The organism is Pseudoclavibacter sp. VKM Ac-2888, from assembly GCF_015351285.1.
Classification (GTDB): domain Bacteria; phylum Actinomycetota; class Actinomycetes; order Actinomycetales; family Microbacteriaceae; genus Pseudoclavibacter.
Map to the genome: position 1 here is coordinate 3,055,581 of NZ_JADKSM010000001.1, position 12,356 is coordinate 3,067,936.

11 protein-coding genes are annotated in these 12,356 nt (G+C 70.7%); 5 read left to right on the forward strand and 6 right to left on the reverse strand.

The features are described from left to right. Positions 1–212: 212 nt before the first annotated feature. Together ITJ61_RS14420 and ITJ61_RS14425 are read left to right on the forward strand one after the other, a co-directional pair. Positions 213–743, forward strand: a complete 531-nt coding sequence (locus tag ITJ61_RS14420; protein ID WP_194686522.1) for a hypothetical protein — start codon at positions 213–215, stop codon at positions 741–743. Positions 744–884: 141 nt separating this feature from the next. After that, the gene (locus tag ITJ61_RS14425; protein ID WP_104244530.1) at positions 885–1,553 is read left to right on the forward strand and encodes a hypothetical protein; all 669 of its coding nucleotides are present in this window, start codon (positions 885–887) and stop codon (positions 1,551–1,553) included. An 83-nt stretch (positions 1,554–1,636) separates the two neighbouring features. Here the strand turns inward: ITJ61_RS14425 and ITJ61_RS14430 are convergent, their stop codons facing one another. From ITJ61_RS14430 to ITJ61_RS14440, 3 genes are read right to left on the reverse strand one after another with little or no spacing between them, the layout of a single operon-like run. Further along, the gene (locus ITJ61_RS14430; protein ID WP_104244532.1) at positions 1,637–2,923 is read right to left on the reverse strand and encodes an ABC transporter permease; all 1,287 of its coding nucleotides are present in this window, start codon (positions 2,921–2,923) and stop codon (positions 1,637–1,639) included. Next, positions 2,920–3,636, reverse strand: a complete 717-nt coding sequence (locus ITJ61_RS14435) for an ABC transporter ATP-binding protein (protein ID WP_104244534.1) — start codon at positions 3,634–3,636, stop codon at positions 2,920–2,922. Before ITJ61_RS14435 ends, ITJ61_RS14430 begins: the two co-directional genes overlap by 4 nt. A gap of 1 nt (position 3,637) precedes the next feature. Beyond that, on the reverse strand, positions 3,638–4,708 hold the full coding sequence (locus ITJ61_RS14440) for a biotin/lipoyl-binding protein (protein WP_228497100.1): 1,071 nt from the start codon (positions 4,706–4,708) through the stop codon (positions 3,638–3,640). A gap of 146 nt (positions 4,709–4,854) precedes the next feature. Between ITJ61_RS14440 and ITJ61_RS14445 the strand changes: the two genes are divergently transcribed. Together ITJ61_RS14445 and ITJ61_RS14450 are read left to right on the forward strand one after the other, a co-directional pair. Further along, complete coding sequence (locus ITJ61_RS14445; protein WP_194686524.1) at positions 4,855–5,748, forward strand: hypothetical protein; 894 nt, start codon at positions 4,855–4,857, stop codon at positions 5,746–5,748. Between the two features lie 64 nt (positions 5,749–5,812). Next, on the forward strand, positions 5,813–6,133 hold the full coding sequence (locus tag ITJ61_RS14450) for a hypothetical protein (RefSeq protein ID WP_194686525.1): 321 nt from the start codon (positions 5,813–5,815) through the stop codon (positions 6,131–6,133). 19 nt (positions 6,134–6,152) lie between these two features. Here ITJ61_RS14450 and purT read toward each other — a convergent pair whose 3' ends face one another. The 3 genes from purT to ITJ61_RS14465 form a co-directional block, all read right to left on the reverse strand. After that, entirely contained in the window at positions 6,153–7,361 is a 1,209-nt protein-coding gene (gene purT / locus ITJ61_RS14455; protein WP_194686526.1) for a formate-dependent phosphoribosylglycinamide formyltransferase, read from the reverse strand. A 233-nt stretch (positions 7,362–7,594) separates the two neighbouring features. Continuing rightward, positions 7,595–9,502, reverse strand: coding sequence for an ABC transporter ATP-binding protein (locus ITJ61_RS14460; RefSeq protein ID WP_194686527.1), 1,908 nt, complete (start codon positions 9,500–9,502; stop codon positions 7,595–7,597). Next, the gene (locus ITJ61_RS14465) at positions 9,499–11,439 is read right to left on the reverse strand and encodes an ABC transporter transmembrane domain-containing protein (protein WP_194686528.1); all 1,941 of its coding nucleotides are present in this window, start codon (positions 11,437–11,439) and stop codon (positions 9,499–9,501) included. Before ITJ61_RS14465 ends, ITJ61_RS14460 begins: the two co-directional genes overlap by 4 nt. A gap of 85 nt (positions 11,440–11,524) precedes the next feature. On the opposite strand from ITJ61_RS14465, the gene ITJ61_RS20375 reads away from it, so the two are divergent. Continuing rightward, complete coding sequence (locus tag ITJ61_RS20375; protein ID WP_194686529.1) at positions 11,525–12,310, forward strand: helix-turn-helix domain-containing protein; 786 nt, start codon at positions 11,525–11,527, stop codon at positions 12,308–12,310. Positions 12,311–12,356 lie beyond the last annotated feature (46 nt).

The following is a 12,356-nucleotide window of genomic DNA, read 5'->3' on the forward strand; positions in this document are numbered from 1 at the left end:
GACAGCTCGCCGAGGCCGTCCTCGAGCTGCGAGAGCATCACCCGTCGGGTTCGGCGGGCTCTCTCGAAGCGCTCGTCGAGCGACTCCTCCGTCAACTCCTCGGCGACCCGCTCCGCGAAGGACTTGATTCGACCGGGGGTCGTCGAGACGGCCTTCTCGAGCACCACGCGCGCAAAGTGCTCTCGGCGACGCTCGAGCTCAGCAGGGTCGGGATGCGTGATGCGAAGACCCGCGTCGACGATCACCAGCGCATGCGCGCGGCTGATGGCCCCAGCCTTCATCGTCTCCTGAACGGGCTCGAAACGATTGGCGATCGCATCCGCTCGACCGAATTCGATCTGCACCGACCGCTGCGACCTGCCCGACACTGCCGCGATCTCGGACGCGAGCGACCGCACCTCCAGGGCGGGACTCGAGGTGCCGGCCAGCTCGTCGCCCCGGAGCCCCATCTCGAGCGCCCGTGCGTGCAGCTCTGCCTGCTCACCGTGGAGCCGATTCAGGTGCCGCTGGTTGTCGGCGAGGGCGAGCACAAGCAACGCTCGGCGCGCGCCGAGCGTGCGATCTTCGGCGCGCTGGCAGGCGTCGTCGACGACGCCCTGCTCGACACCGAGCCCGGCCGCGAGGCGCCGGCGCATCTCACGAAGCCGAGCCGCGCGACCAGGCGCCGCGGCCCGCGGAGCCTCATCTTCGATCGGTTCGTTCTGCATACCTGCATCGTCTCTCGAACCACCGACATTCTGTGATCGGCGTGTCACTTCCTGCACAGCGCACCGCAACGCTCACTGCGCATTCCGCGGCGCCGTCCGCGACGAGCCGCGGCCAGAGCCGGCCCGCCGCGGCGCCGAACACAGCCTCCGTACGCTCGCTCCGGTTAGCGTTGCCGCATGACAACACCGGCGACGGCCCCGACGCTCGAGATCCAGCGGACGCTCTGGGTGTGGTGCGGCGTCTACGTGTCCGCCTGGATCAGCGGGTTGCTCGTCGGCGCCCCAGACATCACCCCGGCCGATAGCTCAGCCGCCGTCGCCGAGGCCTACGCGACCTCGCCGAGCGTGCTCGTCAACGCCGCCCTCGTGCACGGCCTAGCAGCCGTCGCCCTCTACGGCATGTCCACGCTGCTCGGCAGCCAGCGGCTGCGCAGGGCCACGCGAGGCGCGGGCCTCGCGACCCTCGTGCTCTCGCTCATCCAGCTCGCCGGCGAAGCACTCCTCACCTTCGGGCTCGCCTCCGACGGCTCCTCACCGCTGCTCGGGCTCGACTCCGGGCAGGTCTGGGCCACCATCCAGGTCGTCGACGGCGTCAAGATGCTCGCCCTCGCCGCGCTCGTGCTGGTCGTCCTGCTCGGCCAGGCCCGCCGCCCCGTCTGGGCGACGCTCGTCAGCGGAGCGACCATCCTCGCGCTCCTCGCCTCAGCCGCCGGCTTCCTCACCCTGAGCGCACCGCTCATGACCGCTGCCTACGTCGCGCTGCCGCTCCTCCTCATCTGGGCCGTCGTCGCCGCGCTCCGCTTCGGGACGCCCGCAGCCGTGCCAGGCGACGCGCAGCTGGTCTAGCGTCTGCCGGCACTTCACCCCAAGCCCGACGCCAGGTCAGAGCTGCAGCAAGGGCCCACGACACGAGGGCCCGGCGCAGCGCCCTACGACCGGATCGCGTCGATCACGTTGCTGCGCGTCGCGATGACCGCCGGGATGAACCCCGCGAGCAGGCCGACTCCGACGCTCACGACGATGCCGAGCACCGCCGCATCCACCGGGAACGGCACCGAATCGGTGAGACCCAGCCCGCCCGTGATCGCCCCCTGCACAAGCGGGTTCTGCAACGTCACGATCGCGCACCCGATGCCCACGATCCCCGCGAGCAGCGTGCCCACGACGCTCTCCAGCAGGATCGAGAAGAACACGCGGCCACCGGTGGCGCCGAACGACCTCCGGATGCCGATCTCCCGCACCCGCTGCTTCACCGTCACGATCGACAGGTTCACGAAGCCGATCGTGCCGACGAGCAGCACGATGCCGCCGACCGCGGTCACGAGGATCTGCACGGCAAGGAACGGGTCCTCACCCCAGGCCAGGTAGTCGGTGCGCTGCGCGTCGACCGCGCCTCCCTCTCCAAGCGCCGCCTTGAGATCGCGCACGATCTGGCTCGACAGCTCCTCGTGGTTCTCGAGTGGCAGCCAGAGCTCGTAGGTCGGGAACGTCGCGGTGGACCCCTCGTCGCCGCCCATCGACGGCGGGGCGTAGGCGCCGCCCATCACCATCCCGCCCATCATGCCGCCGCCCGAGCTCGCCCCGAGGAGGTGCTGGGCGTCGCTCAGCACGTACATCTGCTCTGGGTAGTCCGGGTAGATGTTGGCGGAGACGCCGACGACCACGGCCGTCGTCGGCGCAGCTCCCGCGACCTGCAGCGTCGGATGCTCGGCCACAGACGGGTTGCCCAACCGGTTCCACATGGTCTCGTTGATGACGACCGCGGGAGCCAATCGGTCAGCGTCGTCCGACGTCAGCCACGACCCCTCGATGAGCTTCACCCGGTGCATCTCGCCGTACGCCGGATCGACGATCGTGGACTCGACGTCCGCGACACCGTCGACGAACTGGATGCGCGTCATGGCGGACCCCGATGTCGACTGGTAGGTGATGCCGTACCGCTCGATCGCAGCCTTGTAGGCCGCCTCGTAGATAGCGACCTTGTCGTCGGTCGCCGCACTGCTCACCATCAGCTGGTAGCTCGCGGGGCGCCCGCTGGATCGTTCGGAGATCTCGATCGACGACTGCCGTGTGATCGACCCGAGCCCGGTGACCGCGACGATCGCGAACACGGCGATGCCGATGCCGACCAGCGCGAGCGTCACCCGAACGCGGTGCACTCGCAGCTCGTCCCACGCTTCGATGAAGGCACCGGCGATCTGCGTGAACCAGCTCATGCGGGTGCTCCTTCCGCGGGCACGACGGCCGGTTTCGAGGGTGCGAGCAGGCCAGCGTCGAGGCGCAGCATCCGGTCGGCCCTGGCCGCGACGCTCTCATCGTGCGTGATCGTGACGAGCGCGGCCCCGGTCTCCTTGGAGATGTCGGCGAGCAACGTCATGACGCGGGCGCCGGTCTCGACGTCGAGCGCGCCGGTCGGCTCGTCGGCGAGGATCACCCGCGGGCGTCGGACGATGGCGCGCGCGATCGCGACGCGCTGCTGCTCCCCGCCGGACAGCCGAGTCGGCAGCGAGTCGAGACGATGGTCGAGTCCCACATCGGTGAGCGCTTCCCTGGCGAGAGCGTCACGCCGCCAGAAGGAGCTGTCGCGCGCGTAGAGGAGGGGCATGGCCACGTTCTCCGTCGCCGTGCGCCCCTCGAGCAGGTTGAACTGCTGGAACACGAAGCCGATCTGAGCACCCCGCATCCGGTCGCGCGCCCGCAGGCGCAGGGCGGCGGTGGGTTTGCCGTCGAAGAGGAGCTCCCCGCTCGTCGGCGCGTCCAGCAGGCCCAGGATGTTCAGCAGCGTCGACTTGCCCGACCCGGACCGCCCGACGATCGAGAGGTGCTCGCCCTCCTCGATCTGCAGGTTCACGCCGCGCAGGATGTGGAGTTCGCTGTCGTCGGCGGCCCGCACCGACTTCGAGATTTCGCGGAGCTCGATGAACGCCACGTCAGCCGCCCAGCATCCCGCAGATCTCTGCGCCGCTCATCGGGTCGATGTAGCACTCTTCCGGGCTCGCCTGGTCGGCGCCGGGCACGAACTCGAGCACGATGTCGGTCTCGGTGACGCCTTCAGCGATCTGCACGAGCGTGCCGTCGGTGAGGCCGAGCTTCACGGGCCGCTCCTCGATCGCACCGTCAGCGCCCTGCACGAAGACGACCCCGGTCTCCGCCTGCCCCTTCACCGCCGTGATCGGCAGGGTGAGCACGTTCTCGGCGACGCCGCCGTGCAGCACGACGTTCGCTTCGAGCCCGGGGAACACCGTGACCTCGGCGGGGACCTTGCACGTGACCGTCGTCGTGTCGGTCGTCTCAGCTGCACCGGATGCGCCGCTCGGGTCCTCCGCGGCGCTGCTGCTCTTCGCCGCGGCGCCAGAGGCGATGCGGAGCTCGGTGCACGTGAAGGGGGCTGGGCCCGCCGTGATCGTGACCTGCGCATCCGCTGGCGTCGTCGCCAGACGGTACAGCTGGGCCGGTGGGATGGTGCCCTTCACGATGAAGCTCGCCGGGGTGATCGAGACGGGAGCCTCGCCCACCGTCACCTGCTGCTGCTCGATGAGGTTGAGCTTCGTGATGGTGCCGGCCGTCGGGGCGACGATCTCGTTCCACTCGTACTCGGGCTCGACCGCGGGAGCCGCCTGCGGCTCGCCGCTCGCCTCCGGTGACGACGGTGCTGCTGCCGTCGGGGTCTTCTCGTTGCGGATGGCGGCGATCACATCGCCCGCCTCGACTCGCGCGCCCTGCGTCACGTACACCGTGTCGATCGTGCCCATCATGGGCACCTTCGCGTCGACGGCCGGCGACTCCTGCACGTTCGCCGTCAACGTGACGTCGTTCGTGATCGTGCCGAGCACGGGACTGATGACGGGTTCGACGACCTGACCCGTGGGCAGCGCCGCCGACTCCTCGGGGGCCGAGCTGAAGAACGCGATCTTGACGAGTGCGACGGCGATCACAGCCACGAGAGCGATCTTGATGCCGGGCCAGATCCATGACTTCCACACGCGCACGCCGATCCCCATTCTGTCCACGCCACCGAGTCGCGACGAGTTCTCCGAGATAAGGGTTGCCTTTCCCATGGCCGCCCCAGCGCACAACGTAGCAGGAGCCAACGACATCGCCCGCCCCCGTCCTGGACCCGGACCCGGCCCCCCTGCCACAATGAGACGTGACCACTTCACCCCAAGACCTCGGCCTGCTCCTCGACGTGGACGGCCCCATCGCGAGCCCCGTGACCCGCACGATCGCGATCCAGAGCATCCTCGACGACCTCGTCACCCTCGCCGCGGCGGGGGTTCCCATCGCGTTCATCACGGGACGCTCCGAGGAGTTCATCCGCGACCGCGTCATCGAGCCGCTCTTCGAGAACGGCCTCGCCGACGCGCTGCGTCAGCCGGGAGCCCGCATGTTCGGGGTCTACGAGAAGGGTGGAACGTGGTCGGCGATTTCACCCGAAGGGATGAGCGAGCTGCAGATCGACGAGTCGGTCGTGCCGCCCTCCGCGTACATCGCCGCGATCCGCGAACTCGGCGAGGGCGAGTTCAGCGATGTCCTCTTCTTCGACGAGACGAAGAAGGCCATGATCTCTGTCGAGCAGCGCACCGATGTCAGCTCCGCCGCGTACCTCGAGCGGCAGAAGGCCTTCGACGATGCCGCGTTCGAGCTCGCCGTGCAGCAGGGCGTCGGCATGCGCCACGGCGACCGCGAGGCGCCGGATGCGCAGGGCCTCGTTCCGTTCCGCATCGACCCGACGATCATCTCCACCGACATCGAGTCCGTGAACCTCGACAAGGACCACGGTGCGCGGCGAGCGCTCGCCGAGTTCGCGGCGGCCGGCGCGCTGCCGAAGCGCTGGCGTTCGGTCGGCGACTCCCGCAGCGACTACAAGATGGCCGACGAGCTGCATGCGACGGGCTACGACACGGCGCACGTCGATGTCCGGCCCGCTGACGGGATCCTCGAGAAGGAGTACGACGTCGTGACGTTCGGCGACCTCATCCACGACGACGCCGGGGCAGCGTTCCTGCGCGAGTGCGTGCGCGAGCTGGGCCTCGACGGCTAAGCAGCTCCGAGCGCGCGTGCGCGGGCGCACGCAGGCCTGGGCCTGGATCTGCCAGAGTGAGCGGATGCAGAATCTGGGAGAGCGAAAAGGCATTCGTCAAGCGGTCGCCGTGATCGGTGCGAGCGTCGTCCTGCTCGTCGTGACGACCGTCCTGCTCGTGCCGCACTCATGGACCAGCATCTGCATGTTGTCAGGCTCCGAGTCCGACGGCAGCTTCGACCTCGGTTCGCTCATCGGCTTCGGCGTGCAGCTCGGCAGCTGCTCGACGGCCTGGACGTCACTCGTCGGCATCCCCACCGGCTACGTGCTCTGGGGTGGCGTGCAGCTCGTGATCGTCGCCGCGGCCCTCGCGGCACAGGCGTCGCTGCTGAGTCGCCGACGCTGAGCTGAGCACTCAGCTCAGCTCAGCTCAGCGTGATCCTCAGTGCCGCCGCGGCTTCCCGAGCCCGCTCTCGGGCCTGGTCGACGTCGGCACCGCGCGCGAGAGCGACCGCCACCCGGCGCTTGCCCGCGACGTTCGGCTTCCCGAAGAGGCGCAGCTGCGATGTCGGGACCGCGAGCGCCGCATCCACGCCAGAGATCGTCGGCACACCGGTGCCCTCGGCGAGCACCGCGCACGATGCGGCAGCCGACTCCCCGGAACCAGCCCCGATCCGCAGCGGCTCCGACACCGGCAGGCCGAGGACGGCTCGTGCGTGCAGCGCGAACTCCGACACATCCTGCGACACCAGCGTGACGAGGCCCGTGTCGTGTGGGCGCGGAGACACCTCGGAGAAGAGCACGTCGTCGCCGACGATGAACAGCTCCACACCGAACAGGCCGAAGCCGCCGAGCGCATCCGTCACCGTCTTCGCGACGACCTTCGCCTTCTCCAGCGCCGCCGCGGGGAGTGCCGCCGGCTGCCACGACTCGCGGTAGTCGCCGTCGACCTGCGTGTGCCCGACCGGCTCGCAGAAGACGGTGCCGCCGACGTGACGCACCGTCAGCAGCGTGATCTCCGAATCGAACGGCACGAAGCCCTCGACGATGACGCGGCCGCGGCCCGTGCGCCCACCCTCCTGCGCGTAGTCCCACGAGGCCTGGACATCGTCCGGCTCCCGGATCACCGACTGCCCCTTCCCCGACGAGGACATGACCGGCTTCACCACGCAGGGCAGGCCCACCGCCTCGATGGCCGCCGCGAACTCGGAGAACGTGTCCGCGAATCGGTACGGGGAGGTCGACAGGCCGAGCTCCTCGGCGGCAAGCCGGCGGATGCCCTCACGGTCCATCGTGAGCTGCGTCGCCCGGGCGGTCGGCACGACGCGGGTGCGTCCCTCCGCTTCGATCTCGGCGAGCACCTGCGTCGCGATCGCCTCCACCTCGGGGATCACGATGTCGGGCTGCTCCTGCGCCAGCACGGCGCGCAGGGCCACCGGGTCGAGCATGTCGACCACGTGACTGCGGTGCGCGAGCTGCATCGCCGGGGCGTTCGCGTAGCGGTCGACGGCGATGACCTCGACGCCGAGGCGCTGCAGCTCGAGCGCGACCTCCTTGCCGAGCTCGCCCGCGCCGAGGAGGAGCGCGCGCGTCGAAGCGGGGGTGAGCGGGGTGCCGAGGGTGCCATCCGTCATGCAGGCATTCTCGCACCGTCGCGTTTCGGACGGGCGCGTCGCAGCCCGGATGCGCGGAGATCAGCGGGGAGCAGCTGGTGGTGGTGGGGGTGGTGAGGCAGGGGGTGGTCGGGCAGCGGGAGCAGTGCGGGATGGAGTCGGCGCGCCGGGCGTGAACCCGTGGCGCAGAGGTCACCGAGATGCAGGCGCGCGGCGCCGGGAACCTGCTTCTTGCTCATTCTTGCTGCGTCCGGTCACTCTTGCCGTGCGGGAGCAGGGAGGGCAGCTGGGGCAGGGGCTTCCACCGCTGCGCTCTCCCATGCGCCCCACAGGCGGGCGTACTCGCCGCGGAGGCGGAGTAATTCGCCGTGACTGCCCTGCTCCACGATGCGTCCACGCTGCATGACGACGATGCGGTCGGCGACGCGGGCCTGCGACAGCCGATGCGCGACGACCACCGAGGTGCGCCCGCGCGTCGCGGCCGTCAGGGCCGCGTCGAGGCCGAGCGGGTCGTCGCCTCCGCCCTCAGCCGTCGCCTCGTCGAGCACGACGATGGCCGGGTCGCGCAGCAGCACCCGCGCGAGCGCGAGCTGCTGCGCGGCGGCGCCATCGAGGGCGAGACCGGATGCGCCCACCCGCGTGTCGAGCCCCGCATCCAACTCGAGCAGCCAGTCTGCCCCCACCGCCCGCACCGCCGCCGCGAGGTCCTCGGCGCTCGCGGACGGCGCCCCGAGCCGCAGGTTCTCGGCGATCGTCGCCGCGAACACGTGGATCTCCTGCGTGACGAGCACGACGTCCGTGTCCCGCTCGCGTGACGCCGCGGGCCGCCCATGCACCGTCACGCTGCCGCCCGTCGGATCGAACGCCCCGACGATGAGCTGCGCGAGGGTGCTCTTCCCCGATCCGCTCTCGCCGACCAGCGCTACCCGTTCGCCCGGCGCGACCCGCAGGCTCACGTCAGCGAGCTGCATCCGCTGCCCGTCGTAGCTGAAATCGACCGATTCGACGACGATCGCGGGGGAGTCCGCGGCGACGCCCGCGCCGTCTTCGTCTTCGTCTTCAGCCGCCCCGTCTTCACCCGCTTCGTCTCCGCCTCCGCGGAGCGCCCCCGATTCATCCCGTCCGTCGTGGTCGCGCGCGCCGACGACACCGACGAGCCTCGCGAGGCCGACCCCGGCGAGCTGCAGCTCGTCGATGCTCGAGAGCAGCGAGCCGATGGGGCCGAACAGGGCGAGGAAGTAGAGGGCCGCCGCCGTCGCGCCGCCGATGGACACCACGCCCGCGTGCACGAGCCAGAAGCTCACGGTCAGGATCGCCGCGACGCCCAGGTACTCGCCCGTGTTGAGGTGGGCGAAGAACGTCGTGCGGATGCGGGCCGCCTCGTACTGCAGATCGATGGAACGCAGGCTGCGCGCATCCACCTCGGCGAGCTGGCGGCGTTGCCTGCGGTGGGCGCGGATCGTGTCCGCCCCGCTGACCCCCTCGATGATGACCTGCCCGCGCTCCGCCTCGGCGACCCGCATCTTCGTGTACACGGGGCGGGAGCGGCGGATGAACGACCTCGTCGCGAGTGCCTGCACGGGCACGGCGACGAGCGCCGCGAGACCGAGCCACGGGTTGATGGCGGCGATCCCGGCGAGCGACAGCACGATCATGAACGACGACTGCGTCACCGCTGGCAGCACGCCGGAGGCGGCCTCGGTGACCGACTCGACGTCGCCGGTCACGCGCGAGACGATGTCCGATGAGTCAGAGCTCTCGGCCTGACCGGCCCGCATGCCCAGGACAACGCTCATCGCGTCCTCGCGAAGCCCGCTCACGAGCTCCTGCACGAGCGCCACGAGGAGGCGGATGCCCGCGTAGGCGAGCAGCGCAGAGACTGACGTCACGACGAGCAGCAGGACTCCGGGCAGCACCAGCGCCTGGACACCCGCGCTGCCGGTCACGAGGTCGACGAGCCAGCCCAGGAGCCGCGGGACGAGGAGCGTCGACGAGGAACCGCCGAGCAGCAGCAGGATCACGGCGAAGATCCGAGGACGGGATGCGCGCAGCCGGTCGGCGGTGGCGCGCGCCGTCTCGCGGCCCGACGCGATGGGGAGGAGCGTGGCGGTGGATGGGGCTGTTGCTGTTGCTGTTGCTGCTTGCGGTGCGTCGTGGCTCATCGGCGTGCCAGCTCCTCGTCGGGGCTCGTGGCTGGGGTGTCGGGGTCGGTGTCGCGCTGGGCCTGCGCCTTGGGCTGTGTCGGGGTCTCGGGCTGTGTCTGGCGCTGGGCCTGTGTCTCGTTCTGAGTCTCGGGCCGGGTCTGCGTGACCGCACCTGCGGCGGTGGATGCGTTCGGCGTTTCGGGCCGTCGAGTTTCGGCCGGTCGAGCGTCGCCCGTGCCGCAGGGCGAGTGCGCCTCGACGTCGATGACGCGGTCGCAGGCAGCGAGCAGGAGGGGGCTGCGAGTGACGAGCACGGTGGTCGTGGGGTGCGCGCGGAGGGAGTCCGCGATGCGCGCCTCGGTTGCCGGGTCGAGCGCGGAGGCCGGCTCGTCGAGTACCAGGACCCGCGCCTCGCTTGCGAACGCGCGGGCCAGGAGGACACGCTGACGCTGTCCGCCGGAGAGGCGCCTGCCGCGCTCGCCGAGCTGGCGGTGCCAGCCGAGCACGGTGACCTCGGTGAGGGCGGACCGTTCCGCGGCCGACTCGAGATCCGGGTCGATTCCGGGGCCTGCTCCGGCGCCAGCTCCGGTATCCGCACCCGCACCCGCACCCGCTCCGTCGACGCCATCCGCATCCGAATCCACGAGCAGGTTCTCGTGGAGCGTCGCCGAGAAGACCGTCGCGTCGTGGGGAGGCGCGAAGACGAGGTGTCGGTAGGCGTCCGGTCCGATGGTGTGGGCGTCCAGCCCGGCCACGGTCACCTCGCCGGCCTCGAGGGGAACTCGGTAGGCGAGCGTGGCGGCGAGCGCGCGGGCGGCTGCCGGGGTTGCCGGGCGGAGACCGACGAGCGTGCCAGGGGCCACGTCGATGTCGGTGCCGTCGGGCGCCCGCCACGTGAAGGCCGCGGGGGCATCGTGGGTGGAACGGACGGCCTCGGCCAGGCCCACGCCGCCGACGTGCGTGTCCTCGACGGGCACCGCGTGCTCCTCGCTGAGCACCGCGACGATGCGTACCGCGGATGCGCGCTTGTGCAGCCAGTTCGACGCGAACGTGCCGACGTGCGCGAGGGAGCCCTGCAGGTACTGGCCGAGCCCGACGACGGCGACGAGCTCGCCGAGCGTGATCTGCCCGAGGGCGGCGAGAGCTGCGGCCGAGAAGGCGAGAGCGGCCAGGAACGCGCCAGACGCGATGCCGCTCACGGCGAGGTAGCGCTGGATGCCGCGGTTGGACGCGATCGCACCGGTCTTCGCTTCGGCGCTCGCGTCGAGGTACCGGCGGGTGGCTTGCGGCTGGGCGCGGATGCCGCGGATGATGCGCAGTCCCGCGACGAGGTCGGTCGCCACGTCGCTTGCCGCGCTCGCGGACGCCTGCTCGCGGGCGCCGCGGGCCTCGATGGGCTTCGAGGCCGCGTGCATCCCGACGAGGATCAGCACGGAGGCCGCGAGGACGCCGACGCCCAGAGGCACCGAGATCGCGAGCAGCGCCGCCGACGAGACGAGGATCGCGGCGGTGCTCGCGCCCTGCTGCACGACCGACCAGGAGACGCCCGCGACCCGATAGCTGTCCGAGGTCGTGATCTGCAGCAGCTCGCCGGGACTGCGGCGGCTCGTCACGCCGTTCGGGTGCAGGACGCGGGTCAGGAGCGAGCGCCGCAGCTCGAGCTCGCCGTGCCCGTAGACGCGCACCATGAGCCTCGCCGCCCAGCGGTACGAGAAGGAGAGCACGAGGAAGTTCGCGAGGAGGATGCCCAGCCAGAGTGCGAGCTGGGCGGCGTCGTTCGTGACGATGGCCCGGTCGATGATGACGCCCACGAGGACGGGGACAAGCGCTTCCGCGGCCTCGTGCACGATGTAGCCGAGCGTCGCGAGGGTGAGCTTCCAGCTGCGCCCTGACGCGAAGAGCGCGTCCCGCATGACGGATGCGGGGGTCGGGGTTCTGGGGTTCTCACGGGGCATCAGTCGATAGTAAGGTTCACCTAAGTCCCGTTAGTGATGCGTTCGGCCAACTTCTGTTGCGTTCCGGACAACCAGGAGATGCACCGTGTTCCAGGCGCTCGAGCTCAGCCCCGCACCATCGACCCTCGAGGTCCGTCCGGTCGGCATTCCCGCACCCTTCCTCCTCACCACGGCCGTGCTCGACGGCCCGAATCTCGGAGACCGGGTGCCGCACGTGCATCCAGAGGGCATGATCATGTGGCCGTCGCGAGGGAGCGTTGTGGTGCTCGTCGAGGGTGCCCTGCGCACGCTCGCCGTCGGCCAGGGCATCTGGGTGCCGCCCTTCACGCCCCACACCATGGAGGTCGACGCGTCGTCGGTCGGGTGCTGCACGTACTTCACGAGCGAGGTCGCCCCCGACTGGCACGCCGTCGGCACCGTGCAGCTGGGCGCCGCGTTCCGCGAGCTGCTGCTGCACCTCGCCGAGTCACCCATGGAGACCGATCAGCGTCTCCGCGCGCAGGCCGTCGTCATCGAGCTCCTGCCCGCGGCGACGAGCTACGTCGAGACCGTTCCCGTGCCCCGCGATGAGCGCCTCGAGCCGCTCGTGCGCCGAGTCCTCAGCGACCCCGCCGACGATCGAGGCGTCGAAGCGTGGGCGTGGCAGCTGTCGCTCAGCGTGCGCACGATCGCCCGCATCTTCGCGGCAGAGGTCGGCATGACGTTCTCGCACTGGCGCACCATGGTGCGCATGGCGGCGGCGGCGCGGATGCTCGCCGACGACATGCCCGTCGGCACCGTCGCCGGGCGCGTCGGCTACGCCACGACCAGCGCGTTCAGTGCGGCCTTCAGGCGCGCGATGGGGTCGAAGCCCAGCGACTGGCGGCCGTAGCTCGCCCGGCCCGTCCGGGCACTGCGTCTCGCCCAAGCTCCGGGTC

What these genes read in the sequence shown, in the direction of transcription:
- ITJ61_RS14420 (WP_194686522.1), top strand. Translation starts at nt 213, where the DNA reads ATGCGTGATGCGAAGACCCGCGTCGACGATCACCAGCGCATGCGCGCG.
- ITJ61_RS14425 (WP_104244530.1), top strand. Translation starts at nt 885, where the DNA reads ATGACAACACCGGCGACGGCCCCGACGCTCGAGATCCAGCGGACGCTC.
- ITJ61_RS14430 (WP_104244532.1), bottom strand. Translation starts at nt 2,923, where the DNA reads ATGAGCTGGTTCACGCAGATCGCCGGTGCCTTCATCGAAGCGTGGGAC.
- ITJ61_RS14440 (WP_228497100.1), bottom strand. Translation starts at nt 4,708, where the DNA reads ATGGGGATCGGCGTGCGCGTGTGGAAGTCATGGATCTGGCCCGGCATC.
- ITJ61_RS14450 (WP_194686525.1), top strand. Translation starts at nt 5,813, where the DNA reads ATGCAGAATCTGGGAGAGCGAAAAGGCATTCGTCAAGCGGTCGCCGTG.
- purT (WP_194686526.1), bottom strand. Translation starts at nt 7,361, where the DNA reads ATGACGGATGGCACCCTCGGCACCCCGCTCACCCCCGCTTCGACGCGC.
- ITJ61_RS14460 (WP_194686527.1), bottom strand. Translation starts at nt 9,502, where the DNA reads ATGAGCCACGACGCACCGCAAGCAGCAACAGCAACAGCAACAGCCCCA.
- ITJ61_RS14465 (WP_194686528.1), bottom strand. Translation starts at nt 11,439, where the DNA reads ATGCCCCGTGAGAACCCCAGAACCCCGACCCCCGCATCCGTCATGCGG.